Here is a 25,672-nt window from a genome sequence, read left to right as displayed (position 1 = left end):
CGGGCGCGGGCGGGGATGCCGCTGTCATTCCGATACTACTGTTACAGGTGTTATTCCTGTTACGAATGTGATCTATGTGAATCTCTCACGAATTTGTCCGTAGCACAAGAATTTCGGCATTTGCCGTAAGCAGGACTTTGTGGAGTGTCCGCAGGTCAGCTGCGGGCAAGCGATGAACCGACTAGGCGCGACGGTATCCACCGTGGCAACCTTGATCCGTGAGTAATGTAGAAAACCTCGTGGGCGAATGGTTGCCCCTGCCCGACGTCGCCCAATTGTTGGATGTCTCGATTACCAAAGTCCACAGCCTTATTGACGAGCATGCTTTGGCGGCTTTGCGGGTGGGAGAACGGAAAATCCGTTCGGTCCCGGCTGAATTCATTCAGGACGGCCAGGTGGTGGACAGCCTTAAAGGCACCATTGTTGTGCTGGCGGACGCAGGTTACTCGGACGAGGACCTCATCATCTGGCTGTTCACGCCTGATGAGTCACTGCGCGGACGTCCCATTGACGCCTTGCGGGAGGGCAGGAAAACAGAAATCAGGCGCAGGGCCCAGACTTTGGCCTGGTAGGTGCCGGCTTTTCCGCCGATCGAATCAGGAGGCGCGGCTGACGGTTGCTTCGGCCAGCCTCTGCAGGGCGGTTTTCGGCAGTTGGTCCAGGGGAAGTGCCTCGAGAGCATCGTAGGCTGCCGCGCCGAATTCGTTGATGAGGACTTCGGTGGCCTGCAAAGCCCCCGATTCTTCGATGATCCGCCGGATTTCGAAAATGTCCTCCTCCGTGAGGTCGGGGCTGCCCAGGCGTGCGTCGATATACGCCGATTCGGACTCCGATGCCTGGTCCAGGGCAAGCGCTACCAGCACGGTCCGCTTGCCTTCGCGCAGGTCGTCTCCGGCCGGCTTGCCGGTGGTGAGCGGATCGCCGAAGACACCCAGCACGTCGTCACGAAGCTGGAAGGCTTCGCCAAGGGGCAACGCGAATGCAGAGTACCCGCGGAGAAGTTCGTTGGAAGCACCGGCGAGTGCGCCGCCCAGCGCGAGCGGGTGCTCGGTTGAATACTTGGCCGACTTGAACCTGATGATGGACTGGGCCCTGCTGACGGCTCCCGCCCGGTCCCGCACGGGTCCGGCTACTTCCTCCAGGATGTCCAGGTACTGGCCGGCCATGACCTCTGCGCGCATGAGGTTGAAGATCAGCCGGGCTCGGCTGCCGGCAGCAGCCCGCTCGCCGATGTCCGTAAACGCTTCTTCGCTGAACGAGAGGCAGAGGTCGCCGGTGAGGATTGCAGCTGCCTGCCCAAACCGCTCGCTGTCCAGGGCCCAGCCTTGGGTTCCGTGGAGTTGGCTGAACCGGCGGTGGACGCTGGGTCCGCCCCGCCTGGTGTCCGAGCGGTCGATGATGTCATCGTGGATTAGCGCGGCAGCCTGGAACAGCTCCAGCGCGGCACCGGCTGTCACGATCTGCCGGGCGGACGGTTCACCGCCGGCGGCCCGCCAACCCCAGTAGCACATCAGCGCCCGGAGCCGTTTCCCCCCGGTCACCAGGTTGGAGATGGAACCCGTGAGGGGTTCGATGTCAGGGGAGATGGCGGACATGATGGATTGCCGGGATGTGAGGAAGTCGGTCAGCTCACCGGCGACCGCCGCTACGAAGGCGGCCTGTTCATCCCTTATCTGCTCAGTTGCCGTCACTTGGCTGACTCAGCTGCCACGTTGGCACCGATGGTGAAGGTGACAACGCCGCCGGCCTCCACGGCGGAGATGTTGACGGTCTCACTGTCTCCGCGGACAAAGTCCTTGGAAGCTACCGCCCCCACGGCCTCGCCCGGCACTGCCTTGAACCCGCGCGCCTCAAGTTCTTTGGTGTAAAAGTCCAGGACGGCCGCAGTGGGCGAAGTGATGGTGGCAACCAAGGCTGCGGTGGCCGGCGTCGATGCCTTGTCGAAGCTGCTGGACACCACGCCCGCGCCCGGCATGAGCGGCAGGAGCTGCTGGGGGAAACCTTCGACGACGGCCCCTACGGTAGCGGAGGTGTTGGGCGAGGCGGAGGGGCTGGCCGCAGCTGTCACAGTGGACTGCACCGTTTCCGGTGCAGAGGCGGAGGCTGTGGGGTCCGGTGTTCCTGAGGGCGTTGGGCTGCAGGCAGCGAGCGCCAAGGCTGCACCGGCAGCAAAAGCGGCCAGGGCTGCTGGCTTAGGTTTTCCAATGACCGTCACAGGGACATTCCTCCTGGTGTAGATGCCGGATTCAGCCACCAGTTTAGTCAGTACAAGGCGATAGGATTGCAGCCGTGGCACCTGTTGGGACGATCGAGCCGGCCGGAGCAGGCCTCCTGCCCCGGAGGCGCAACTGCATCATGCACGTGGATATGGATGCTTTTTTCGTCTCCGTGGAACTGCGCACGCGGCCCGAACTGCGTGGCAGGCCGGTCATCGTGGGTTATCCGGCGGAGCGCTCAGTAGTCCTCTCCGCGTCCTACGAAGCCAGGGCCTTCGGCGTCAAATCCGCGATGCCAATGGCAGTGGCCATGCGCATGTGCCCCCAGGCGGTAGTCATCGAGCCCCGGCACAAGGAGTATTACGAGGTTTCCGCCCAGCTGATGACGATCTTCGAGTCCGTCACCGAACTTGTGGAGCCGCTCAGCGTGGACGAGGCGTTCCTGGACGTCAGCGGTGCGATACGCAGGCTGGGTCCGCCCCGGACCATCGGAGAACTGATTCGGCGCAGGGTGGCTGCGGAGCTCGGCATTACCGCCTCGGTGGGGGTTGCTGAGACAAAGTTTGTGGCAAAAATTGCCTCCACCCGCTGCAAACCGGACGGGTTGCTCCTGATCGGACCTGACGAGACGGTTCCGTATCTCCACAGTCTGCCCGTCGGCGCATTGTGGGGGGTTGGCGCGAAGACCACCGACGTCCTGGCGAGGATGGGCATCAAAACGGTCGCAGACCTGGCAGCCACGCCGGTCTCGTCCCTCAAGAAGATGCTTGGCGCGGGCGGGGTTCATGTCCACCAACTCGCTTGGGGATTGGACCCGCGTCCCGTCACACCCGTCCGTGTCGAAAAGAGCATCGGCGCGGAAGAAACCTTTGCTGTGGACACCGCCAACGACGCCCTCCTCCACCGGGAACTGCTGCGGCTTTCGCACCGTACGGCGGAGCGGTTGCGCAGTTCGGGGATGGTGGCCCGGACCGTCGCCTTGAAGCTGAGGTTCGCGGACTTCTCCACCATCACCCGCAGCCGTACCGTCCAGACTCCCGTGGACAGCGCGCAGCTCATCTATGCCGTGGCGCTTCAGCTCCTGGACTCCGTGGACAGGCCCATGACTGTCAGGCTGGTGGGAGTGCGGGCTGAGCAGCTTGAAGAGGCCGCGCGGACCTCGCTGCAGCTGAGTATCGACCGCAGGGACGAAAACTGGCGCGCCGCGGAGCAGGCCGTAGACCAGGTAGCCCGCAAATTCGGTGGAAAATCGGTCCTTCCTGCCCGGCTGCTTGAGCCCGGCAGCGGTTCCGAATAAGCCTGCAAATAAGCCGTTTGGCGGCTGCCGGGAAAGTCATTGCCGTCTTTCAGAACGGCCCTGAACAAACTATCCTTATAGATACGAAGTTTTGGAGTGACTGGACTTACTGCCTGGCTCTCCTGGTCATGCTTCCGCTCACCGTTTGCATGCCCGGGTTGCCGTTTACCGCTACAGCAGGCGGGTACGGGAACCACCAGGGCATACCAGACGTTATCCGAACAGAAGAAATGGCTGGGATCAGCCCGGACGTTGGCCTACAAAGGAGGTCGTGATGCCGCTGTCGGAGCACGAACAGAAGCTGCTTGAGCAGCTGGAGAAGCAGCTTCACGAGGATGATCCAAAGTTCGCGAATTCCATGGGATCGGACCCCGGGCGTTCGTGGTCTACCAGACACGTCGTGATTGGCGTCCTGTGCGCGCTGGCCGGCGTCTTCCTGCTGCTTGTGGGAGTCACCCTCCAAAACATTTTTGTCGGTGTCCTGGGATTTGTTGTTATGGGCGGCGGCGTCTATTTCGCCACGATGCGCAGCAATTCGTCAGCAACGAAAACCGCCAAGCCCGGCACCGGTAAGGGCGGCAAGCAACGGAGTTCCTTCATGAGCAACCTTGAGGAGCGCTGGGACGAGAGGCGCCGGGGAGAGCCCTAAAGGCTACGGCGTCCGCTGACACCAAAAGCGCAGTACGCACCACTTTGCTCCACAACGTGGGGTTATTGCCAAAAAGACCCGCTTCGGCGGGTCTTTTCGCATTTAAGCGGCCTCCATCTTTCGCGATGTCCGCGGATACGTTGGGGGCACAGGCGCCTTGCGCGTCCGCACTGCGGGAATTGCCGAAAGTCCTCCACTTCCCACCACCAACGCAATTCCGCGTGTTTAGGGGTGCCTTTCCCAGGAATTGAGCGCTTCCCCGCGCTTTTCACGTTGACTGTGGTGGAAAGTGGAGTAATGTGGAGGACATAAGAGGGTGGTTGCAACATAGGGGATGTGCAGTTCCTGACATCGGACAGGCGGTGGGCCAGTGTTTCTGGGCACGCATTCGCCACGTCTGGATGAGAAGGGCCGGATCATTCTCCCCGCGAAGTTCCGCGAGGAACTTGCCAGCGGACTGGTACTCACCAGAGGCCAGGAGCGTTGCATCTACGTCTTCAGCGAGAAGGAATTTGCCCGGGTTCACGAGCAAATGCGGGAGGCACCAATCTCCTCAAAACAGGCGCGGGACTACATCCGCGTCTTTCTTTCTGGAGCCTCGGACGAGGTACCTGACAAGCAGGGGCGCGTGACTATTCCGCCGGCGCTCCGGGAGTACGCAGGGCTCGGGAGGGAACTGGCCGTCATCGGCGCCGGAACCCGCGCCGAGATCTGGGACGCCCAGGCCTGGAATGAATACCTCGCGGAGAAGGAAACCGCCTTCTCCGAAACCGATGATCCCATTCCGGGCATTCTCTGACCGGAACAGGACCGCGGGCAGATGTCTTGGCTGAGATCTCCAGCCGGCCCATCGGCTGGCCAACCTGGCTCACTTCCCCGGAGCCAGGCGGGCACGACGATAGGCGCGGATGGGGATCTGGGCCAAGAACCATACCAGTGACAGCGACGGCGAGAGAGGACGGGGCATGCACGATCAACAGAAGCCAACGTCTGAACGCCATGTGCCGGTCCTTCGCGACCGGTGCATCAATTTGTTGGCGCCGGGTTTTGAAGCGGCGAGGAGCCGCGGCGAAACCCCGGTGGCCATCGACGCGACGCTGGGCATGGGGGGCCACTCCGAAGCCATGCTGCAGCGGTTCCCGGACCTCCACCTGATCGGCATCGACCGCGATGAAGAAGCCCTTGCCCTGGCAGGGGAGCGGTTGGCTCCGTTCCAGGCGCGGACAGACCTGGTCCACGCGGTCTATGACGAAATCGAAGAAGTCATCGCTGACCTTGGCGTGACCGAAGTACACGGCATCCTCATGGACCTGGGCGTTTCCTCCCTCCAGCTGGATGAGCGCGAACGGGGTTTTGCGTATTCATTCGACGCACCCCTGGACATGCGGATGGATACCAGCCGCGGACAGACTGCGGCCGACGTCGTCAACAACTACAGCGAAGAGGAACTCGTCCGGATCATCCGGAAATGGGGCGAGGAGAAGTTCGCCGGACGCATAGCAAACAGGATCGTTGCCTCCCGGGCCTCCCGACCTTTCACCACTACCGGCGAGCTCGTGGAACAGATCCGCGCAGTCGTCCCGGCCGGAGCGGCAAAGTCCGGCGGCCATCCTGCCAAACGGACGTTCCAGGCCCTGCGGATCGAAGTCAACGAGGAGCTTGACGTGCTGGAGCGGGCGGTCCCCGCGGCCGTTGACGCCACGGCCCTGGGCGGCCGAATAGTGGTCATGTCCTATCACTCCCTGGAGGACAAGATCGTCAAGGGAGTTTTCCAGGCCCGATCCAAATCCTCCGCTCCCCTCGGCTTTCCCGTGGAGCTGGAAGAGCACAAACCCGAACTGAAGACCCTGACCAAAGGCACCGAGGTGCCAACCGCCGTCGAAATCGCCGAAAACCCCCGCGCTGCCTCAGCAAGGCTGCGCGCGGTGGAACGTATCCGAACCAGGAGAGCTTAGTGAGCACCGCTGCCGTCAAGAACTTTCCCGTCGTTTCCGGTTCGGCGGCCAAGCAGCTTCCTGCGGGTTCGCCGGCCGGTCCCCGCCGGAACCGCACCCCGCTGTCCGTAGTCCGGACCGTTCCCCGCAAACGCCGCGCCCCCTTCGTGGTGCTCTGCTTCGCCATGCTTGCCGTGGCCCTGATCGCTGTTCTTGTCCTGAACATTTCCGTATCCACGGCGCAGTACCAATTGGTGGAACTGCGCGCCCGGCAGAGCACCCTGACCAAGCAGAACCAGGACCTCACCCAGCAGGTCCAGAACTTCGAAGCACCCCAAAACCTTGCAGCGCAGGCGACGAAGCTGGGCATGGTTCCTTCCACCGTCAAAGGCCAGATTGACCTGTCCACCCTCACCGTCACCGGCAAGGCCACGCCGGCTGTGAAGGACGGTGCTGCCGGCGCCGTTATCCCGGCGCCTGCTGTCGCAGGCCAGGTAACCGTGGTTCCGCCGCCAAGCAAGCAGGATCCGCTGGAAGCCCGGAAGCCCGCCCAGGCACCTGCGGCTGCTTCCGCCCCCACAGACGCCAAGCCCGCCGCCGGCGCCACGCCTGGCCAGGCATCGCCGTCGTCCGCGCCTGCCCAGACACCGTCGTCGGCGCCGGCCCTGCCGCCGGCAGAGCTCCACGGAGGGTCAGTACCGGCACCCGAGCAGAAGGTCCCCGGACAGTAACGCGGCAGGTCTGACAGGCAACAAGGTCGAGCAGCAAGGAAATATCACGGTGGCGCAGAGGACCGGCAAAGCAAGCAGCGGCAAGGTACCCAGCGCCAAAAAGCGGCTCCGGCTGGGACTGGGAATAATGCTGACACTCCTGCTGGTGGTGGGCGGCAAGCTCTTCCTGGTCCAGGGGCTGGACGTCGGTGGAATGGCCGAAGCAGCACTGAACAGCCGGATGAAGCGGACCGTCCTGCCTGCCGAGAGAGGCAGCATCCTGGACTCCCGGGGAACCGTGCTGGCCAACAGCGTGATCCGCTACAACGTGGTGGTGGACCAGCGCGTCAACACCAAAACCGAAACCTTCAAGCGCCTGGACACGGTGGACGGCAAAGAGAAGCTGGTGGATGTCAGCCGTGACCAGGGCCTCACCGAGCTCGCCGCCGCGCTGGGCATGGAAAAGGACGCTGTCCGGGACGCCGTCACCGGCGGGCAGCCCTATTACATCGTTGCCAAGGACGTAAAGCCGGACATTGAGGACCGGATCTCCCAGCTCCAGATCCCCGGCATCGTCACCGAAGGCGTCAGTAAGCGGGTTTATCCCAACGGTTCCGTCGCCGGTGGCATCATCGGGTTCCTGGCCGACGGCGCTACTGGCCAGGCCGGCATAGAACAGACCCAGGACGAACTGCTGAAGGGCGCTGACGGCGAACGCCTTTTTGAAATCGGCGCCGACGGCCTGCGCATCCCCGTGGGAGTGGATGAGCTCACAGCGCCGCAGGACGGTAAGGACATCAAGCTCACGCTCAACTCGGACCTGCAGTATTTTGCGCAGCAGGCCATTCAAAGCCAGTCGGACAAGCTCGACGCAGAGTGGGGCGTCATCATCGTGATGGACGCCAAGACCGGGGACCTGGTGGCGATGGCCGACACCAATTCCCCCGACCCCAACGACCCCGGCCGGGTGGCCGCCAAGGATCGCGGTGTCCGCGCAGTCACGGCTGCATACGAGCCCGGCTCTGTTGAAAAGATGATGACCGCGGCAGCCCTCATTGAAGAGGGAAAGGCCAAGCCGCTCGACTCATTCACCCTGGGGCCCACTTACACCGTGGACGGCCAAACCTTCAGCGACTCCTTCGCCCACGGAACCGAGGAGCGCACCCTCGCGGGCATCCTGGGCTACTCGATGAACACCGGCACTGTCATGGCCGGCCAGCGCCTCAGCAAGGAGCAGCGGTACGACTGGCTGAAGAGGTTCGGCATCGGCGAGGCGCCGGACATCGGGCTTCCTGCCACGGCCTCCGGCATCCTCACGCCCTGGCAGCAGTGGGACGGGCGCCAGGAATACACCGTGCTGTTCGGGCAGGGCGTGTCCCAGTCCACCCTCCAGACGGTACGGGCATTCCAATCCATCGCCAACGACGGCGTGATGCTCCAGCCAAGGCTGATCGACGCCCACGTCTCCCCGGACGGAAGCGAGGAAAAGGTGCCCGCCGCACCGTCGCGGCAGGTCGTCTCGGAGAACACGGCCCAGCAGGTCCGGGACATACTGGAAAGCGCCGTGACGGAGGGCCAAATCAAGGACGCTGCCATCGACGGCTACCGCGTGGGCGCAAAGACGGGCACCTCTGAATCCCCCTGCGACGACGGCAAGTCCGGGTTCTGCGGCTACACCGCCTCCATGGTGGGCATGGCACCAATGGATGATCCGCGGTTTATTGTGGAGGTGGTACTCCAGCGGCCCAAGGGCAGCATCTACGGGATTACCAACGGGCCGGTCTTCCGGTCCGTCATGAGCCAGGCGCTGCGGACCTACAATGTCCAGCCGTCCACCGGCGAACCGGCCAGGCTTCCCCAGTTCGCCAAGTAGCACCCCCGCAACAGCCAACCAGCAGCACCACCGGTTCATCCATGCCGGGCCCGATCCACTAGCACCATCGGAGATTCCTTGTCTGACCTCAATCCGTCCGATAGCCTCGCCGTCCCGGAGGGACCCGCCGGCCAAAGCCGCTTCCGCCCGTCAACTGTAGAAGCGGTCCGGCTGGCAAGCATCGGCGATGCCATCGACGTAGCGGTTCCCGGTCCGGCCGCTGAAGTGGAAGTCACCGGAATTTCGCTGAACTCGCGGACAGTCGAACAGGGGGACCTCTACGTCGCCCTTCCGGGCGCGGCACGCCACGGCGCGGATTTTGCGCCGCAGGCCATCAAAGGGGGAGCCGTTGCCGTCCTCACCGACGATGCCGGAGCCAGGCTGCTCGCGCTCTCCACCGAGGTGCAGGTACCGGTAATCATCGTGGACTCGCCCCGCAACGTGGTGGGTCCACTGTCCGCCTTGATCTATCAAAGCCAGCCGGGCGGCGCCCAGCCGCAGTTGTTTGGCGTCACGGGCACCAACGGGAAAACCACCACCACCTACTTCATCAACTCGCTGCTGCGCGCCCTCGGCCGGAAGACCGGTCTTATCGGCACCATCGAGATACATGCCGGCGGCGACCCCATCCCGAGCCTGCTCACCACGCCCGAATCTACCGACGTGCACGCGCTGCTGGCCCTCATGCGGGAAAGGGGACTGACCGCCGCCGCCATGGAGGTCTCGTCCCACGCCATCTCCTTCCAGCGGGTGGACGGAGTGCTTTTCGACGTTGCAGGCTTCACCAACCTCACGCAGGACCACTTGGACCTGCACCACACCATGGACGACTATTTCGCCACCAAAGCGGAGCTTTTCACCCCGCGCCGCGCCCGCGCTGCCGTTGTGACGGTCGACGACGAATGGGGCCGCCGTCTCGCCGGTGCCACGGAGGTGCCGGTCACCACCCTCTCCACGACCGCCGGAACCACTGCCGACTGGACTGTGACGGCTACCGCCGCGCGCGGCCTCGGCACGGAATTCACCCTCAGCGGCCCGGACGGCGCCATGCTCACTGTGCACACCGGACTTCCCGGCAGCTTCAACGTAGCCAATGCGGCGCTGGCCGCAGTGATGGTCCTGACGGCAGGCGTGGACGCCGCCGCGCTGCAAGCGGCACTGGACGAGCACGACCCCTTCACAGTAGCGGTGCCCGGACGCATGCAGCTGGTCTCCAGGCGGCCGGCCGCGGTGGTGGATTTTGCCCACAACACCGACGCCCTGGCCCGTGCCCTCGAGGCCGTACGGTCCCCGCAGCAGGGGTCACGCCTTATCGTCGTGTTCGGTGCAACCGGCCAGCGTGACCAGGGCAAACGCCCCGCCATGGGCGCCATCGCGGCGCGGCTCGCGGATACCGTGATCATCAGCGATGACGACCCCCACGATGAAGATCCCGCCGCTATCCGCGCGGACGTCCTGGCCGGAGCCAGGGAAGCAAAGGAAAAGGACTCCCTGGTGTGTGAAGTCCTGGAAGTCTTCCCCCGCGCCGACGCCATCCGCCATGCCGTGGAGTTGGCCCGGCCGGAGGACACTATCCTGGTGGCCGGCCGGGGCCATGAGGTGTGGCAGGAGGTCAAAGGCGTCAACCTTGCCCTCGACGACCGGGTGGAACTGCGCAGCGCCTTGACAGCCAGGGGATTCAACGTTCTCCAAGACGACCGGATAGAGTCCTAGACCGAGATGATTGCATTTACTGCGGCGGAGATCGCCGAAATCACTAACGGGCGCCTGGACGCCGATCCCGGGATTACGCCCCTTTCGGTGGTCACGGACTCACGCGAAGCCACGCCGGGTTCGCTCTACGTTGCAAAGCCGGGTGAGCACGCGGACGGCCATGACTACGTGGCAGCTGCCTTTACAGCAGGCGCCACCCTTGCGCTCGTGGAGCGGCCGGTGTCCGCACCGGGCGGAACACCCTACCCCTCGGTGCTGGTCCAGGATGCCGTCCTTGCCATGGGCGCCCTGGCCGCCGAGGCCGTGCGCAGGATCCGGGCTGCCCGCGCCAGGCAAGGCAGCGAACTCACGGTCGTGGGTATCACCGGCTCGGCCGGGAAAACCACCACCAAGGACCTGCTCGCCGGCATCCTGGCCACACAGGGAAACACCGTGGCGCCGCAAGGGTCCTACAACGGTGAAATCGGTGTCCCCCTGACCGTGTTCCGCGCAGGAACAGAGACGCGCTACCTGGTGATCGAGATGGGCGCTACCGGAATTGACCACATCCGGTACCTCGCGGACATGGTCAAACCTGACATCGGCGTGGTGCTCGCCGTCGGCACAGCACACGCCGGCGAATTCGGGGGAGTGGAGAACATCGCCCGGGCCAAGGGTGAACTTGTCGAGGCCCTCGCCCCGGCCGGCACAGCCGTGATAAACCTCGACGACAAGCGGGTGGCCGCAATGCGCGCGCGCACCTCGGCGCAGGTCCTGGGCTTCTCGGCAGAAGGCCGCGAAGACGCCGCCGTCCAGGCAGTGAACGCCGACACCAATGCCGCCGGCCATCCTGAATTCGATCTTCAGCTGCCGGGCAGCGAAGCCGGCCTGCACGTGAGCAGCCGCCTTATCGGCGCACACCACGTGGGCAACCTTTTGGCCGCTGCCTCAGCAGCCTGGGCTGCGGGTGTTTCCGGGCGGGACATAGCGTCCTCCCTCAGCAGCCAGACTGCCGCCAGCCGGTGGCGCATGGAGCGCACCGAGCGTCCGGACGGCGTCACCGTCATCAACGACGCCTACAACGCCAACCCCGAATCCATGCGGGCCGCCCTGAGGACGCTCGCGGACCTGGGCCGGGGCAGGCGTACCTGGGCCGTGCTGGGAGCAATGCTCGAACTCGGCGAGGACTCCATCCGCGAACATACCGCCGTGGGTACCCAGGTGGTCCGGCTCAATATCTCCCGGCTGCTGGTGGTGGGCCGGGAAGCACGTGCACTGTACGTGTCAGCGGTGCAGGAGGGGTCCTGGGGCGACGAATGCCTTTTCGCTGAAACAGTGGAAGAGGCCTACGAACTGTTGGACGCTGAGCTGCAGCCCGGGGACCTGGTGCTGTTCAAGTCCTCGAACAGCGTGGGGCTTCGCCATTTGGGCGATCGGATAGCATTACCCCGACAAACCCCCAGCACCGCCGATGAAAGGAGCACTCTGCTGTGATTGCACTTTTGATCGGCGCGGGCCTGGCACTCCTGTTCGCCCTCGTAGGGACCCCGCTCTTCATCCGGCTTCTGGTCCGCCGCGGCTACGGCCAGTTCATCAGGGACGACGGTCCCACCTCGCACCACACCAAACGCGGCACGCCCACCATGGGCGGGACCGTGGTGGTGGCGGCGGTACTGCTCAGCTACGGCCTCACGCACCTGATCATGCTGATGCTGAACCCGGGCTCTTCGGGCCCGTCCGCGTCTGCCCTTATCCTGCTGTTCCTCATGGTGGGAATGGGGCTTGTGGGGTTCCTGGATGACTTCATCAAAATCTCCCGCCAGCGGAGCCTCGGCCTCAATGCCAAGGCAAAGCTGATCCTGCAGGCAGCCGTCGGCATCATCTTTGCGGTACTCGCCCTGAACTTCCCCAACCGGGCCGGTGTCACGCCCGCCTCCACAAAGATTTCGCTGGTCCGTGACCTGCCCTGGCTGGACCTTGCCTTCGGCGGAACCGTCCTTGGGGCCATCCTGTTCGTGGTGTGGTCGAACCTGATTGTCACCGCCGCCACCAACGGCGTAAACCTGACCGACGGCCTTGACGGGCTCGCCGCAGGTGCCGCCGTAATGGTTTTCGGCGCTTATACGCTGATGGGGATCTGGCAAAGCAACCAGGCGTGCGGCTCACCCCGTGAGGCCGGCGGCGGCTGCTATTCCGTCCGTGATCCCCTTGACCTCGCGCTGCTGGCAGCCATCATGAGCGCCGCGCTGGTGGGCTTCCTGTGGTGGAACACCTCACCGGCCAAAATCTTCATGGGTGACACCGGCTCGCTGGCCATTGGCGGCGCCATTGCAGGTTTCGCCATCCTGTCCCGTACCGAGCTGTTGCTGGGCATCATCGGCGGCCTGTTCGTCCTGATCACCCTGTCCGTCATTATCCAGGTGGGCTACTTCAAGGCCACCGGCGGAAAACGCGTCTTCAAAATGGCCCCCCTGCAGCACCACTTTGAGCTGCAGGGCTGGGCGGAAGTAACGGTGGTGGTCCGGTTCTGGATCCTCTGCGGGCTGTTCGTCGCCGCCGGGCTTGGGATTTTCTACGCTGAATGGGTTGTGCTGCTGTGACCGTTTCCCCCCGACTCGAAAACCTCACCACCTGGGACTCCGACTGGTCCGGGCTGCGCGTAGCCGTGACCGGAATCGGGGTCTCCGGTTTTGCGGCGGCCGATACCCTTATCGAACTCGGTGCCCGGGTGGTGGTGGTGGACGCTGCCACGACCGATACTGCCAAGGCCCACGCGGAAACCCTGAGGATCGTTGGCGCAGCTGATGTCCTGCTCGGCGAGGACGCGGTACAGCGCATCCCCCGGATCGACGGTGAACTTCCCGAACTGATCGTGACCTCGCCCGGCTGGCGCCCGGACCAGGCCCTCCTGGCCGCTGCTGCAAGGGCCCACATACCGGTGTGGGGCGATGTCGAACTGGCCTGGCGGGTGCGGGTGCGGGAAGGCCGGAAGACGGCCGACTGGCTTGCCATCACGGGAACCAACGGAAAGACCACCACCGTTGGCCTTACCGAGTCGATGCTCCGCGCCGCCGGGCTTAAGGCGATCGCCGTCGGCAACGTGGGCACCCCCATCCTCGATGCCCTCAGGGACCCCGTGGAATACGACGTTTTCGCTGTGGAACTCTCCAGCTTCCAGCTCCACTGGGCGCAGTCCCTCTCACCGGTCGCCAGTGTCTGCCTGAACGTTGCAGAGGACCACGTGGACTGGCACGGCTCCTACTATTCCTACCTGGCGGACAAGGCCAGGGTTTATGAACAGACGCAAAAGGCCTGCATCTACAACGCCGAGCAGATTGAAACCGAGCGCATGGTGGAGAATGCCGACGTGGTGGAGGGCTGCCGCGCCGTCGGTTTCACCACCGTCACCCCGGCCGTCAGCATGCTGGGCGTGGTGGAGGGACTGCTCGTGGACCGGGCGTTCATTGCCGAACGCAAGGACAGCGCCGCCGAACTCGCCTCCATGAGCGACCTCGGTGCATTCGCCCCGCGGCACATGGTGGCCAACGCCCTGGCAGCCGCCGGACTCGTGCGCGCCTATGGCGTAGAGGCAAAAGCCGTCCGGCAGGGCATTCAGGACTACATCCCCGGCGACCACCGCATCCAGCCCGTGGCCCGCCACAACGGTGTCCTCTGGGTGAACGACTCCAAGGCCACCAATCCCCACGCGGCGGCTGCCTCGCTGGCTGCGTTCAGCAACGTCGTCTGGATCGCCGGCGGACTCTCCAAGGGTGTGACCTATGACGATCTGGTCCGGGAAAACGTCCAGCGGCTCAAAGCCGTAGTGCTGATCGGAAGCGATACAACTGCCCTCACCGAGGCCCTCCAGCGACACGCGCCCGATGTCCCCGTGATAACCCCGGCCGCAGGCGAAACTGAAATGGTGCAGACTGCCGCGGCGGCCGGCGCCGTCCCATCCGGTTCTTCCGTACCTGGTGAGACGGTAATGGCCAGGGCCGTAGCGTCAGCAGCGCAGCTCGCCGCCTCAGGCGACACTGTGCTGATGGCTCCGGCGGCTGCTTCCATGGATCAGTTCTCTTCCTATGCCCACCGTGGCGACACCTTCATCAAAGCTGTCCGCGGGCTGGTGGAAGGGCAGGCACAGACCGGCGAGGAGTAACAATGGCCAGCACGCCAATGCGCCAGCAGCCAGCGAAGCAGCAGCAGCCGGTTGGACAGCAGAGCGGCAAGCCACGCCCGGGTTCCTCGGCAACAGCCGGCCCGCGGCCGGCGGCGGCCGCAGCCAGGCTCCGAACGATGTACCGCAGGTTCTGGTCCGCACTGGAAGGGAACGGCACCTCCCGGAACGGCTCCACGTACTACCTCATTCTGGGCTCAACCCTCGCACTGACTGCCATCGGCATCATGATGGTGCTCTCAGCCTCCAGCGTGGAATCCATTGCCGCCGGAAAGTCGCCCTACGGAGATGCCCTGAAGCAGGGCATGTTTGCCGCCATCGGCATCTTCACCATGTTCGTGCTGTCCCGGATCAACGTCATCTGGCTCAAACGGCTCGCCTGGCCGGCAATCGGGGCGGCGCTGGTCCTCCTGATCCTCGTCCAGGTGGTGGGTGACGAGGTCAACGGCAACAAGAACTGGATCGACCTCGGCGGTATCACCTTCCAGCCGTCGGAAGCATCGAAACTCGCCCTGGCCCTCTGGATGGCCACGGTCCTGGCCATGAAGGGAAAGCTGCTCAGCAAGTGGCAGCATGTGGCAGTTCCGGCCGTGCCTATGGCCATCATCATCGTTGGCCTGGTCCTGGTGGGCAACGACCTCGGAACGGCCATGATCATCATGATGATCACCGCGGCCGCGCTTTTCTTTGCCGGGGCTCCGCTCTACCTCTTCGGTATTGCAGGACTTTTCGGAGCTGTCCTGGCCGGTGTCATGGCCGTGACCAGCTCGAACCGCATGTGCCGCATCACGTCCTGGTGGACCGGGCAGTCCTGCGCCGACGGCATTGACGCCAACTACCAGGCCACCAACGGCCTCTACGGCCTGGCCTCCGGTGGCTGGTTTGGCGTGGGCCTTGGGCAAAGCCGGCAGAAATACAGCTGGATCCCCGAAGCCCACAACGACTTCATCTTCGCCATCATCGGCGAGGAACTCGGCCTGGTGGGCACCGTCGTCGTACTCATCCTTTTCGCCATCCTCGGCGCGGCCATCTACCGCGTGGTGGTGGCACAGGAGGGCATGTTCCACCGTGTCCTGGCCGGCACCATCATGGTGTGGCTGCTCGGCCAGGCCACCGTGAACATGTCCGTGGTGACAGGCCTGATGCCCGTTATCGGTGTGCCGCTGCCTTTCATCTCCTACGGCGGGTCCGCCCTGCTGATGTCACTGTGTGCCATCGGCGTGGTGCTTTCCCTGGCCCGGGAGCAGATGGCCCCGGCCATCCGGCCCAAACGGATGCTGAAGTTCAAGGCGAAGCCGGCCACAGCGGCCGCGCCCAGGAAAAAGACTGCAAGAAAGCGTGCCTAAGCCCCACATGAATTCCCCAAATCCCTCCATCGTCCTGGCGGGCGGCGGAACCGCCGGCCACATCAGCCCCCTTCTGGCCATCGCCGCTGCCATCCGCACCGCAGCACCCGGCGCCGCCATCCTCGCCGTCGGAACACCTGCAGGAATGGAAACCCGGCTGGTGCCCGCCGCCGGGGTTGACCTGGCCACCATCGACCGCGTGCCCCTTCCCCGGAAGCCCTCCGTGGATCTCCTTCGGCTCCCCGGACGGCTCGGCGGCGCCGTCCGGCAGGCCGGCGCCGTCCTGGACAACGCCCGCGCGGACGTTTTGGTGGGAGTCGGAGGTTATGTGTGCACGCCCATGTACCTGGCCGCACGAAAACGGAACATCCCGATCGTGATCCATGAGGCAAACATCCGTCCCGGGCTCGCAAACAGGGTGGGCGCGATGTTCACCAAGCGTGTGGCAGTAGCCTTTGACAGCACCCCGCTGAAGGGAGCCCTGCACGTGGGCATGCCGATGCGCACCGAAATTTCGGGCCTCGACCGGGCAGCTGCGCGGACCGCGGCACGGGAGGCCCTCGGACTGGATGCTGGGAAGCCCACGCTAATCGTCACGGGCGGATCATTGGGCGCGCAAAGCATCAACCGCACCATCACAGCCTCCCTCGGGCAGCTAGCAGCTGCAGGAATCCAAACCCTGCACATCACCGGCCGCGGCAAGTCGGTTCTGGACGACGGCGGCCTGCCGCTGGCCGCCGAAGGCTACCGCCAGGTGGAGTACATCGACGGCATGGAGCTGGCCTACGCCGCCGCCGATGTGCTGCTTGCCCGCTCCGGCGCCGCGACCGTCTGTGAGATCGCGGCCGTCGGCGTGCCGGCCGTCCTGGTGCCGCTGCCCATCGGCAACGGTGAACAGGCCCTCAATGCGGCAGGACTCGTAGCCGCCGGCGGCGCCGTGCTTGTCGCAGACCGGAGCTTCACCCCTGAGTGGGTGGGCAACGAACTGGTTCCCCTCGTCACCGACCAGCCCCGCCTCGCCACCATGGCAGCAAACTCCTACCGACTTGGTATCCGCAACGCCGACCAGCGCATGGCCGGCCTCGTCCTGGAAGCGGTATCCGCATGACCTCCGACACCATCCCCAGCCTCGCGTCCCTGGGCAAGGTCCACTTCGTCGGCGTCGGCGGCGTGGGCATGTCCGCCGTCGCCCGGATCATGGTGGCCCGCGGCGTGCAGGTCAGCGGTTCCGATGCCAAGGACCTTCCCGTTATGGCGGACCTCTCTGCTGCCGGGGCGCGCATCGCCAGCGGTTACGACGCTGCCAACCTTGCCGACGCACAAACTGTGGTGGCAGGCTCAGCCATCAAGGCGGACAACCCCGAAGTGATGGCGGCCAGGGAAGCAGGAGTGCCGGTGCTGCACCGGTCTGTTGCCCTCGCGGCAACCATGGGCGGAGACGTGGTGGTGACCGTCGCCGGAACCCATGGCAAGTCCACCACCACTTCGATGGTCGCGGTCCTGCTGCAGGGGGCAGGCCTGGACCCTTCCTTTGCCATCGGTGCCAACGTGCCTGCCCTCGGCGTCAATGCCGCCTCCGGAACCTCCCCGATCTTCGTGGCTGAGGCCGACGAGTCCGACGGCTCCTTCCTCAACTACCGGCCCAGGATTGCCGTGGTCACCAATGTGGAGCCGGACCACCTGGACTACTACGGCACTGCCGGGGCAGTCTACGAATCCTTCGACCGCTTCACTGAGCTGCTTCCGGCCGACGGCGTACTGATCGCCTGCGCCGACGATCCAGGGGCACTGGCCCTGGCAAAACGCACCCGGGCGCGGGGCAATGCCCGGGTTGTTTTGTACGGGACGGGCGGTGAGGCAGAGCTTGTGCTGCACGACGGCGGCCCGGGAGACGTTGCGGTGTCCACGCCGTCCGGCCGCTTTCCGCTCGAGCTTCAGGTCCCGGGCAGGCACAATGCCCTCAATGCGGCGGCCGCCTTTGCCGCGGCCCTTGAGCTCGGCGTGGAGCCGGCCGTGGCTGCCGGCGCCCTGGCCCAGTTCTCAGGGGCTTCGCGGCGCTTTGAGCTGAAGGGCCAGGCGCGGGGCGTGCGGGTCTTCGACGATTACGCCCACCACCCCACCGAAGTCCGGGCAGCCCTGGCCGCAGCCCGCTCCGTGGCCGGCAGCCATAAAGTGCATGTCCTCTTCCAGCCGCACCTGTTCTCCCGGACCCGCGAGTTCGACCGGGAGTTCGCAGAAGCATTGAACCTTGCCGATACTGCCTGGGTGCTGGACATCTACCCGGCACGTGAAGACCCCATCCCCGGTGTCACCAGCCAGCTCATCGCAGACCACCTCGACGACGGCGGGCGGCTGGTCCGGGCAGACGCGGCCGTGGCTGCCCTCGCCGCGGCCGCCGGTGCCGGCGACATCATCCTCACGGCCGGTGCAGGCGATGTGACCGCGTACGGGCCGCTGATCGTCGAGGCGCTGCGTGCCTAGCTCCCGCCGCCCCACATACGCATCCACCGGCCGGCGCCCTGCCGCCGGAGCTCCGGCCGGCCGAACCCCGGGTGCTGCCAAGGCAGACGTTGCTGCCGATAGCGGCTCCGACGTTATTTCTGCCTCCCGGCCGGTTGAGCAGCTTCAGGAGCCAGCCAAAGAGGCCAAAAAAACCCCGTTCATGCGCCTGGGCAAGGACAAGTTGGCGTCATCCTCCGCTGCCACGGCAGGCCCGGCCGGCAACGTCCTGGCCTTTCCCGAGCCCAAGGGCAAGCGGCGAAAACGCCATGTACTGACCGTGGCGGCAGTGCTGGTTGCCCTTGTAGCAGGACTGCTGGCCGCGGCGGTTTTCACCCCGGTCCTCGCCGTCGACACCATTTCCGTCTCAGGGACGCGCCTGCTGACGCCCGCCCAGGTCCAGACCGCGCTGGAACCCCTGCGCGGCAAGCCCCTGCCACAGGTTACGGACGAGGAGGTAGGGCGCCTCCTCGAACCCCTGGTCCAGGTCAAGTCCGTCTCAGCGGAGGCGCGTCCGCCGTCCGGCCTTGCCGTGGCGGTGCGCGAACGCGTGCCGGTGGCGCTGGTCAAGCAGGGGGAGCAGTACCAGCTGGTGGACGTGGAGGGCATCCAGCTTGCGGCAACCGCAGATCCCGCATCCGTCTCGCTGCCCGTGATTGACGGTGGCGCCGGTACCGTCGGCAAGGACCTCTTCCGCGCCACCGCCGACGTGCTGGGGGCGCTGCCGGCAGATGTGCTCGCGAAACTGTCCAACGCTTCCGCCCAGTCAGTGGACGCGGTGGAACTGAAGCTCGTGGACGGCCAAACGATCATCTGGGGCAACGCGGGGGAGAAGGAACTCAAGGCCAAAGTGCTGGCCGCCCTGCTCAAGGTTCCGGCGGATCCCAAAAACCCGGTTAAGGTGTACGACGTAAGTGTGCCCCGGCATCCGGTGACCCGCTGAGTGCTTTCTTTCCGGTATTAATCCGACACGCGGAGCCGGTTATTGAATGTGGGTACCAGAGGAAATACCGTCACAGACATGAGTTACTTGACATAACTATAACCTTCAACTCGAAGGTTAGGGTTTCAGTCGCTAAGCTCTTCATCAGATTTCGCAATAAGACACGAACAAGGGACACGTAACGTGGCAGCTCCGCAGAATTACTTGGCCGTCATCAAAGTCGTCGGCATCGGCGGCGGTGGCGTGAACGCAGTCAACCGCATGATCGAGGTCGGCCTCCGGGGTGTTGAGTTCATCGCCATCAACACTGACGCCCAGGCCCTGCTGATGAGCGACGCCGACGTCAAGCTCGACGTAGGACGTGAGTTGACCCGTGGCCTCGGGGCAGGCGCCAACCCCGAGGTGGGCAAGCAGGCAGCAGAGGACCACGCAGACGAGATCGAGGAAGTCCTCCGCGGCGCCGACATGGTCTTCGTCACCGCCGGCGAGGGCGGCGGCACCGGCACCGGCGGCGCTCCCGTCGTCGCCCGCATTGCCCGGTCCCTCGGCGCCCTGACCATCGGTGTGGTAACCCGCCCGTTCACGTTCGAAGGTCGCCGCCGCGCGGGCTCTGCCGAGGCCGGCATCGACGCCCTCCGCGACGAAGTGGACACCCTGATCGTTATCCCGAACGACCGCCTCCTCTCGATCAGCGACCGCAACGTCTCAGTTTTGGACGCCTTCCGTTCCGCTGACCAGGTCCTGCTTTCCGGTGTCCAGGGCATCACTGACCTCATCACCACCCCGGGCCTGATCAACCTTGACTTCGCGGACGTGAAGTCAGTCATGCAGGGCGCCGGTTCGGCCCTTATGGGCATCGGCTCCGCCCGGGGCGAAGACCGCGCCGTCAAGGCCGCTGAGCTGGCCATCGCCTCACCGCTGCTGGAAGCGTCCATCGATGGTGCCCACGGCGTGCTCCTGTCCATCCAGGGCGGCTCGGACCTCGGCCTGTTCGAGATCAATGAAGCCGCACGCCTGGTCCAGGAAGTGGCGCACCCGGAGGCTAACATCATCTTCGGCGCTGTCATCGACGATGCCCTCGGCGATGAAGCCCGTGTGACGGTCATCGCGGCCGGCTTCGACGACGTCAAGGCCACCTCGCCGTCCATGGACCAGTCACAGCCGCAGGTAGCCCCGCAGCGGCCGGCCGCCGCTGTCGCTCCGGCGCCTGCCCAGGCTCCTTCCGCCGGCAACCACTCCCTGAACGCGCAGCCGGTCCACGCAGGAGTCGGCGCAGCAGGGCTCAGCAACTGGGGCCAGCAGCGTCCCTCCGCTGTTCCCGCTGACTCAGGCTTCGACGTCGACCTCCCCTCCGTCGTGGAGCCGGACCTCTCCGGCAGCCACTCGGATGACCTGGATGTCCCCGACTTCCTGAAGTAGGCGCCGGATTGTTCCACTGGCGTGCCGAAGTCCGGCCTGGAGTGTCCGTAGGCTTCACCGACGCTGCTGCGGGTAACCTCGCACTGCACGTGGGCGACGATCCCGCAGAAGTGGGCAGGCGCCGGCGGGACCTTGAACGTTCCATCGGCCTCGCTCCGCACGACCTGCGCTTCATGAACCAGGTCCACGGCAGCACCGTGGCGGTCATGGCTCAAGGAAGTGCGGCGCCAGAAGCGGACGCGATGGTTTCGCGCCGGCTTCCGCTGGCAGTCATGGTTGCCGACTGTATTCCTGTCCTGCTGGCAGGGGAGTCAGCGGAAGGGCCGGTCCTCGCCGCTGTGCACGCGGGCCGGCCCGGCCTTGCCAGCGGGGTGATTCCGGCCGCTGTGGGGCGGATGGAATCCCTTGGCGCCTTCGGCATCCGCGCCTGGCTCGGGCCGTCAATTTGCGGGAACTGCTATGAGGTGCCTGCCGGGATGCAGGCCGAGGTGGCAGCGGTTGTGCCTGCGGCGCGGAGCACAACCTCCTGGGACACTCCCGGGCTGGATTTGCCCGCCGGTGCCCGGAGCCAGCTGGAGCAGCTGGGCGTAGGCGTGGAGTACAACGGACCATGCACCCTTGAGACACAGTCGCTTTTTTCCTACCGCCGGAACAGGAACACCGGGCGCTTCGCAGGCGTGGTGTGGTGCCATGACTGATGGCGGAGCAGGGGCGGACCCCCGCCTCGAGGAGCTGAAAAGCCGGCTCAATGCGGTCCGAGGCCGCATCACTGCCGCAGCAGCTTCGGCGGGCCGCGGAGGCAACCTCCCCACCCTGATCGTGGTCACCAAGTTCCACCCGGCGGAGGACATCAGACGGCTCGCTGCGCTTGGTGTTACCGACGTGGGCGAAAACCGTGACCAGGAAGCGGCCGCCAAGGCGGAACAGCTCGCCGACTGCGGATTGGCCTGGCACTTTGTGGGCCAGGTGCAGACCAAAAAGGCCAAGTCAGTGGTCCGGTACGCCGCCGCCGTGCACTCCGTGGACCGGCCGCAGCTTGTCGAGGCGCTGGCCAAGTCAGCGCAGGCCCAGCAGGACACGGCCGGACGGGCGGCGCTGGAGTGCTTCATCCAGGTCAGCCTGGAGGACGACGCCGGAACCCACCGGGGCGGCGCGGCCCCCGGCGACGTCGGGATGCTGGCCGAACGGATAGCGGCAGCGGGCAGCCTCAAACTTGCCGGGGTGATGGCGGTGGCTCCGTTGGGTGCCCCGCCGGAGCCCGCCTTCGAAAAGCTTGCCGCCGTCTCAGCCGGAGTGGTGGCGGAGTATCCCGAGGCCACGGGCATTTCGGCAGGCATGAGCCAGGACCTGGAAGCAGCCATCCGGTTCGGAGCGACACACCTGCGAATCGGCTCCGATATTCTCGGATCGCGTCCCCCCGTGGGGTAGCGTCGGGGCTATTGGAAGTGATGGGCGGGGGACTCCAGTGCTGTCAAGCCATTGGGCGGCCCGCTTACGGACACGATTAGGAGTCGACCATGGCCGGCGCTCTGCGCAAGACAATGATCTATCTTGGGCTCGCCGACGGCGATGAACACTACGAGTCCGAGCAACAGACCACACGTAAGGATGAGGACGAAACGATGGAAGCTGACCGCGAGGATCGCCGTGCACCTGCACCCGTCCGTGAGGTCAGCCGCGAGACGTCCTACACCCCCGAAGAGGAATACCGCGCCCCAGTGACCCCCATCAAGCGCGCGGCCTCGAGCCGCGAGGAGACCAGCGGTCTCCGCCAGATCACCACCATCCATCCGCGCTCGTACAACGATGCCAAGCTCATCGGCGAAAGCTTCCGGGATGGAATCCCGGTCATCATGAATGTGACGGACATGGGCGAGGCCGACGCCAAGCGCCTGGTGGATTTCTCTGCCGGCCTGGTCTTCGGGCTGCGCGGGAGCATCGAACGGGTCACCAACAAGGTGTTCCTGCTCTCGCCCTCGTACGTCGAGGTCATTGGCGATGACAAAAAAGTCAGCGAGACCCAGGCCAGCTTCTTCAACCAAAGCTAGCCGGACCACCTGAGCGATGCCAGGCAGGGACACACCTGCCTGGCATCTGTGCTGAAATAGACAAGAAGCATCGGCCGGGCGTCGCAGTAACCACCACTATGGACATGGAGATATGAATTAAGTCATGGGAATTGTTTTCGGGCTTGTCTATCTCGCGCTATTGCTGTTCTTTGTGGCCTTGATCATCCGCCTGGTATTCGACTGGGTCCAGATGTTCGCACGGGAGTGGCGCCCACGCGGAGCAGCCCTGGTGGTTGCCCATGCCGTCTACTCCATCACGGACCCGCCGCTCAACGGATTGCGCCGGCTGATCCCGCCGTTGCGCCTTGGCGGCATCTCCCTGGACCTGGGCTTCCTGGTCCTTTTCATCGGCGTCAGTATTGCCATGGGGATCACCAGAGGCCTCGCCTGATCCACCCGATAGACCCAGCAGCGCACCCGGATGGAACCCGCGGGAACCACCCATGCAATGCGAAGAAAACTCGCGTTTGACACCGCAGTGTTGAATTAGAGGAACCAGTCCAACTTTAGGTACCGTAGTTTTGACGGCCGGAAGGCCTACTGACTAACCAGACCAGTGAGGTGACCAGATGGCTTTGACGCCAGAAGACGTTGTCAACAAGCGCTTTCAGCCGACCAAGTTCCGCGAAGGCTACGACCAGGATGAAGTTGATGACTTCCTGGACGAGATCGTTGTTGAACTCCGCCGCCTGAACCAGGAAAACGACGAACTTCGCAAGAAGCTCTCCGAAGCCGGATCGAGCGTTCCGGCCAGCTCCGCCGCCGCCCCCGTTGTGGAGAAGGTCCCCGCACCCGTCAAGTCCGACAAGGACGAAGCGCGCGAGAAGGCTGAAGCCGAAGCCAAGGCCGCCGAAGAGCGCAAGAAGAAGGACATCCAGCCGGCTGCTCCGGTGGCTGCCGCTCCCGTCGCCGCCGCTCCGGTCGCCTCCACCGCTTCAGCCGAGTCCGCCGCCGGCCTGCTGGCCATGGCCCAGCAGATGCATGACCGCCACGTTGCAGACGGACAGGCGCAGAAGGACAAGATCATCGCCGAAGCGCAGATCGAAGCCAGCAGCCTCGTCAACGATGCCCAGGAGAAGTCCCGCAAGATCCTGGGTGCCCTCGAACAGCAGCGTTCCGTGCTGGAGCGCAAGGTTGAGCAGCTGCGCGGGTTTGAACGCGACTACCGTTCACGCCTGAAGGCCTACATCGAAGGCCAGCTCCGCGACCTGGACGCCCGCGGTTCAGTGGCTACGCCGGAAGTCAGCGAAGCCAACTAGTCCGGCAAGCACGTATTCTGAAAGCCGGTGGCTGGGGATTCCTCGGCCACCGGCTTTTTGGCATTGAACCAGGTTTCTTAGATGAAAGCACCATGACTGACGAACTCGCCGCCGACCCCGCCCGCCCCGTACCGCCTTCGCAGCGCCCCCGGAAGGCCGTACTGCTGTCCCTCTTTGTGGGAGTCGCAGCTTTCGCCTATGTCCTGGACCAGCTGACTAAAATCTGGGTTACTTCCACCATGGTGGAAGGCGAGCGGATTCCGGTCTTTCCGCCGCTGCTGCACTGGTACTTCATCCGGAACTCCGGGGCTGCGTTTTCCATCGGAGAAAATGTCACGTGGGTGTTCTCCATCATCATGGCCGCGGTTGCTGTGGCCATCCTGTTCCAGGTCCGCAAGCTGGGCTCGAAATGGTGGTCGCTCGCCCTCGGACTGCTGCTCGGCGGCGCCCTGGGCAACCTCACCGACAGGCTTTTCCGGGAGCCGTCCTTCGGCATGGGCCACGTGGTCGACTTCATCCAGCTGCCGAATTTCGCGATCTTCAACATCGCCGACTCCGCTGTCGTCTCGGCCGTCACCATCATCTGCATCCTGACACTGCGCGGAATCACCCTGGACGGAACCCGGCTGACGTCCGGCCACAAGGAAAAGCCCGGCGATGCCTGAACGCATCGTCGTCGCAGAAGAGTATGCCGGTTCCCGCGCCGACGCCGGCCTTGCTGCACTGATGGGCATCTCGCGCTCACTTGCGGCCACCCTTATCGCTGAAGGCAACGTCCTCAGCAAAGGCAAAGCGCTGGGAAAGTCAGCAAAGCTGGTAGCCGGAGACGTCCTTCAGGTGAGCCTGCCGGAACGGCGTGACCCCCTGGAAGTCGTGGAGGAAGTTGTGGAAGGCCTGAAGATCCTGCTGGACGACGACGATTTCGTCGTTGTGGACAAACCCGTTGGTGTTGCCGCCCATCCCTCTCCGGGCTGGGTGGGTCCCACCGTTGTGGGCGGTTTGGCCGGCGCCGGGTACCGCATCTCCACCTCCGGCTCGCCGGAGCGGGCAGGAATTGTCCACCGGCTCGACGTCGGAACCTCGGGAGCGATGGTGGTGGCCAAATCTGAACGCGCCTACACTGCCCTGAAGCGGGCATTCAAGGAACGCACCGTGGACAAGGTTTACCACGCAGTGGTCCAGGGCCTGCCCGACCCGCTGACCGGCACCATCGACGCACCGATCGGCCGCCACCCGGGGCATGACTGGCGGTTCGCAGTCATCGAGGACGGCCGCCCTTCGGTCACCCACTACGAAGTGGTGGAAGCGTTTGGCAAGGCCAGTTTGGTGGAAGTGCACCTGGAGACCGGCCGCACCCACCAGATCCGCGTGCATTTCTCGGCCCTGCGCCATCCGTGCGCCGGTGACCTCACCTACGGCGCTGACCCCCGCCTCGCTGCCACGCTCGGCCTGACCCGGCAGTGGCTGCACGCCCGCGAGCTCGGCTTCGAACACCCGGTGACGGGAGATCCCGTCCGGGTCATCAGTGACTACCCGCAGGACCTTGCGTTTGCCCTCGAAGTGCTGGAGTCCGGGCGGGCCTGACCTGC

Annotated in this window: 25 protein-coding genes; 23 read left to right on the top strand and 2 right to left on the bottom strand. The window is 64.9% G+C overall.

The window, feature by feature from the left end; translation table 11 throughout:
• Positions 1-218: 218 nt before the first annotated feature.
• A complete protein-coding gene (locus AC5RT4_RS10250; protein WP_494105638.1) occupies positions 219-572 on the top strand; it encodes an Rv2175c family DNA-binding protein in 354 nt (117 codons plus the stop codon).
• 24 nt (positions 573-596) lie between these two features.
• Here the strand turns inward: AC5RT4_RS10250 and AC5RT4_RS10245 are convergent, their stop codons facing one another.
• Positions 597-1,691, bottom strand: coding sequence for a polyprenyl synthetase family protein (locus AC5RT4_RS10245; RefSeq protein WP_494039419.1), 1,095 nt, complete (start codon positions 1,689-1,691; stop codon positions 597-599).
• Positions 1,688-2,215: a hypothetical protein gene (locus AC5RT4_RS10240; RefSeq protein ID WP_494040120.1), complete on the bottom strand. Its 528-nt coding sequence runs from the start codon at positions 2,213-2,215 to the stop codon at positions 1,688-1,690. Before AC5RT4_RS10240 ends, AC5RT4_RS10245 begins: the two co-directional genes overlap by 4 nt.
• A 140-nt stretch (positions 2,216-2,355) precedes the next feature.
• Between AC5RT4_RS10240 and dinB the strand changes: the two genes are divergently transcribed.
• The 22 genes from dinB to AC5RT4_RS10130 all read left to right on the top strand — a co-directional run bounded on the left by dinB (position 2,356) and on the right by AC5RT4_RS10130 (position 25,667).
• Positions 2,356-3,513: a DNA polymerase IV gene (gene dinB, locus AC5RT4_RS10235; protein WP_494105666.1), complete on the top strand. Its 1,158-nt coding sequence runs from the start codon at positions 2,356-2,358 to the stop codon at positions 3,511-3,513.
• Between the two features lie 274 nt (positions 3,514-3,787).
• Positions 3,788-4,162 carry an SCO2097 family morphological protein gene (locus AC5RT4_RS10230; RefSeq protein WP_494039420.1) on the top strand — a complete coding sequence of 125 codons (375 nt, stop codon included), beginning with the start codon at positions 3,788-3,790 and terminating at the stop codon, positions 4,160-4,162.
• Positions 4,163-4,532: 370 nt separating this feature from the next.
• Positions 4,533-4,961, top strand: a complete 429-nt coding sequence (mraZ, locus tag AC5RT4_RS10225) for a division/cell wall cluster transcriptional repressor MraZ (RefSeq protein ID WP_018763545.1) — start codon at positions 4,533-4,535, stop codon at positions 4,959-4,961.
• A gap of 166 nt (positions 4,962-5,127) precedes the next feature.
• Positions 5,128-6,117, top strand: a complete 990-nt coding sequence (rsmH, locus tag AC5RT4_RS10220; protein WP_494039421.1) for a 16S rRNA (cytosine(1402)-N(4))-methyltransferase RsmH — start codon at positions 5,128-5,130, stop codon at positions 6,115-6,117.
• Positions 6,117-6,827 (top strand): cell division protein FtsL, encoded by a 711-nt coding sequence (gene ftsL, locus AC5RT4_RS10215; protein ID WP_494039422.1) that lies wholly within the window; start codon positions 6,117-6,119, stop codon positions 6,825-6,827. The genes rsmH and ftsL overlap by 1 nt, the downstream gene beginning before the upstream one ends.
• A gap of 49 nt (positions 6,828-6,876) precedes the next feature.
• Positions 6,877-8,679 carry a peptidoglycan D,D-transpeptidase FtsI family protein gene (locus AC5RT4_RS10210; RefSeq protein ID WP_494105637.1) on the top strand — a complete coding sequence of 601 codons (1,803 nt, stop codon included), beginning with the start codon at positions 6,877-6,879 and terminating at the stop codon, positions 8,677-8,679.
• A gap of 78 nt (positions 8,680-8,757) precedes the next feature.
• Positions 8,758-10,392 (top strand): UDP-N-acetylmuramoyl-L-alanyl-D-glutamate--2,6-diaminopimelate ligase, encoded by a 1,635-nt coding sequence (locus tag AC5RT4_RS10205; protein ID WP_494039424.1) that lies wholly within the window; start codon positions 8,758-8,760, stop codon positions 10,390-10,392.
• A gap of 6 nt (positions 10,393-10,398) precedes the next feature.
• Positions 10,399-11,865 (top strand): UDP-N-acetylmuramoyl-tripeptide--D-alanyl-D-alanine ligase, encoded by a 1,467-nt coding sequence (locus AC5RT4_RS10200; protein ID WP_494105636.1) that lies wholly within the window; start codon positions 10,399-10,401, stop codon positions 11,863-11,865.
• A complete protein-coding gene (gene mraY, locus AC5RT4_RS10195; protein ID WP_494039426.1) occupies positions 11,862-12,971 on the top strand; it encodes a phospho-N-acetylmuramoyl-pentapeptide-transferase in 1,110 nt (369 codons plus the stop codon). Before AC5RT4_RS10200 ends, mraY begins: the two co-directional genes overlap by 4 nt.
• Entirely contained in the window at positions 12,953-14,530 is a 1,578-nt protein-coding gene (gene murD / locus AC5RT4_RS10190; RefSeq protein WP_494105635.1) for a UDP-N-acetylmuramoyl-L-alanine--D-glutamate ligase, read from the top strand. The genes mraY and murD overlap by 19 nt, the downstream gene beginning before the upstream one ends.
• 2 nt (positions 14,531-14,532) lie before the next feature.
• Positions 14,533-15,894, top strand: a complete 1,362-nt coding sequence (ftsW, locus tag AC5RT4_RS10185; protein WP_494039428.1) for a putative lipid II flippase FtsW — start codon at positions 14,533-14,535, stop codon at positions 15,892-15,894.
• A 7-nt stretch (positions 15,895-15,901) separates the two neighbouring features.
• The gene (murG, locus tag AC5RT4_RS10180) at positions 15,902-17,002 is read left to right on the top strand and encodes an undecaprenyldiphospho-muramoylpentapeptide beta-N-acetylglucosaminyltransferase (RefSeq protein WP_494105634.1); all 1,101 of its coding nucleotides are present in this window, start codon (positions 15,902-15,904) and stop codon (positions 17,000-17,002) included.
• The gene (gene murC / locus AC5RT4_RS10175; protein WP_494105633.1) at positions 16,999-18,375 is read left to right on the top strand and encodes a UDP-N-acetylmuramate--L-alanine ligase; all 1,377 of its coding nucleotides are present in this window, start codon (positions 16,999-17,001) and stop codon (positions 18,373-18,375) included. The genes murG and murC overlap by 4 nt, the downstream gene beginning before the upstream one ends.
• Positions 18,368-19,336, top strand: a complete 969-nt coding sequence (locus AC5RT4_RS10170; protein ID WP_494105632.1) for a cell division protein FtsQ/DivIB — start codon at positions 18,368-18,370, stop codon at positions 19,334-19,336. The genes murC and AC5RT4_RS10170 overlap by 8 nt, the downstream gene beginning before the upstream one ends.
• 183 nt (positions 19,337-19,519) lie before the next feature.
• A complete protein-coding gene (ftsZ, locus tag AC5RT4_RS10165) occupies positions 19,520-20,755 on the top strand; it encodes a cell division protein FtsZ (RefSeq protein WP_494039432.1) in 1,236 nt (411 codons plus the stop codon).
• A gap of 8 nt (positions 20,756-20,763) precedes the next feature.
• Positions 20,764-21,453, top strand: a complete 690-nt coding sequence (locus AC5RT4_RS10160) for a purine nucleoside phosphorylase YfiH/LACC1 family protein (protein ID WP_494039433.1) — start codon at positions 20,764-20,766, stop codon at positions 21,451-21,453.
• Positions 21,446-22,183 carry a YggS family pyridoxal phosphate-dependent enzyme gene (locus tag AC5RT4_RS10155; protein ID WP_494039434.1) on the top strand — a complete coding sequence of 246 codons (738 nt, stop codon included), beginning with the start codon at positions 21,446-21,448 and terminating at the stop codon, positions 22,181-22,183. Before AC5RT4_RS10160 ends, AC5RT4_RS10155 begins: the two co-directional genes overlap by 8 nt.
• 89 nt (positions 22,184-22,272) lie before the next feature.
• Complete coding sequence (locus AC5RT4_RS10150) at positions 22,273-22,803, top strand: cell division protein SepF (protein ID WP_494039435.1); 531 nt, start codon at positions 22,273-22,275, stop codon at positions 22,801-22,803.
• A gap of 124 nt (positions 22,804-22,927) precedes the next feature.
• A complete protein-coding gene (locus AC5RT4_RS10145) occupies positions 22,928-23,215 on the top strand; it encodes a YggT family protein (protein WP_050055518.1) in 288 nt (95 codons plus the stop codon).
• 178 nt (positions 23,216-23,393) lie between these two features.
• Positions 23,394-24,083 (top strand): DivIVA domain-containing protein, encoded by a 690-nt coding sequence (locus tag AC5RT4_RS10140; RefSeq protein ID WP_494039436.1) that lies wholly within the window; start codon positions 23,394-23,396, stop codon positions 24,081-24,083.
• Positions 24,084-24,175: 92 nt separating this feature from the next.
• Positions 24,176-24,748, top strand: a complete 573-nt coding sequence (gene lspA / locus AC5RT4_RS10135) for a signal peptidase II (RefSeq protein ID WP_494105631.1) — start codon at positions 24,176-24,178, stop codon at positions 24,746-24,748.
• The gene (locus AC5RT4_RS10130; protein WP_494039438.1) at positions 24,741-25,667 is read left to right on the top strand and encodes an RluA family pseudouridine synthase; all 927 of its coding nucleotides are present in this window, start codon (positions 24,741-24,743) and stop codon (positions 25,665-25,667) included. Before lspA ends, AC5RT4_RS10130 begins: the two co-directional genes overlap by 8 nt.
• Positions 25,668-25,672: the final 5 nt, after the last annotated feature.

It is taken from the genome of Arthrobacter sp. sptzw42 (assembly GCF_059089685.1).
This window is presented reverse-complemented; position numbering and strand designations above follow the sequence as displayed.

Excerpts from the sequence above, each read along its gene's own strand:
- murD (WP_494105635.1), top strand. The coding sequence starts at position 12,953 with ATGGGTTGTGCTGCTGTGACCGTTTCCCCCCGACTCGAAAACCTCACC.
- AC5RT4_RS10145 (WP_050055518.1), top strand. The coding sequence starts at position 22,928 with ATGGGAATTGTTTTCGGGCTTGTCTATCTCGCGCTATTGCTGTTCTTT.
- AC5RT4_RS10130 (WP_494039438.1), top strand. The coding sequence starts at position 24,741 with ATGCCTGAACGCATCGTCGTCGCAGAAGAGTATGCCGGTTCCCGCGCC.
- murG (WP_494105634.1), top strand. The coding sequence starts at position 15,902 with ATGAATTCCCCAAATCCCTCCATCGTCCTGGCGGGCGGCGGAACCGCC.
- AC5RT4_RS10140 (WP_494039436.1), top strand. The coding sequence starts at position 23,394 with ATGGCTTTGACGCCAGAAGACGTTGTCAACAAGCGCTTTCAGCCGACC.
- rsmH (WP_494039421.1), top strand. The coding sequence starts at position 5,128 with ATGCACGATCAACAGAAGCCAACGTCTGAACGCCATGTGCCGGTCCTT.
- murC (WP_494105633.1), top strand. The coding sequence starts at position 16,999 with ATGACCTCCGACACCATCCCCAGCCTCGCGTCCCTGGGCAAGGTCCAC.
- AC5RT4_RS10155 (WP_494039434.1), top strand. The coding sequence starts at position 21,446 with ATGACTGATGGCGGAGCAGGGGCGGACCCCCGCCTCGAGGAGCTGAAA.
- dinB (WP_494105666.1), top strand. The coding sequence starts at position 2,356 with ATGCACGTGGATATGGATGCTTTTTTCGTCTCCGTGGAACTGCGCACG.
- AC5RT4_RS10150 (WP_494039435.1), top strand. The coding sequence starts at position 22,273 with ATGGCCGGCGCTCTGCGCAAGACAATGATCTATCTTGGGCTCGCCGAC.
- ftsW (WP_494039428.1), top strand. The coding sequence starts at position 14,533 with ATGGCCAGCACGCCAATGCGCCAGCAGCCAGCGAAGCAGCAGCAGCCG.
- AC5RT4_RS10230 (WP_494039420.1), top strand. The coding sequence starts at position 3,788 with ATGCCGCTGTCGGAGCACGAACAGAAGCTGCTTGAGCAGCTGGAGAAG.
- AC5RT4_RS10200 (WP_494105636.1), top strand. The coding sequence starts at position 10,399 with ATGATTGCATTTACTGCGGCGGAGATCGCCGAAATCACTAACGGGCGC.
- lspA (WP_494105631.1), top strand. The coding sequence starts at position 24,176 with ATGACTGACGAACTCGCCGCCGACCCCGCCCGCCCCGTACCGCCTTCG.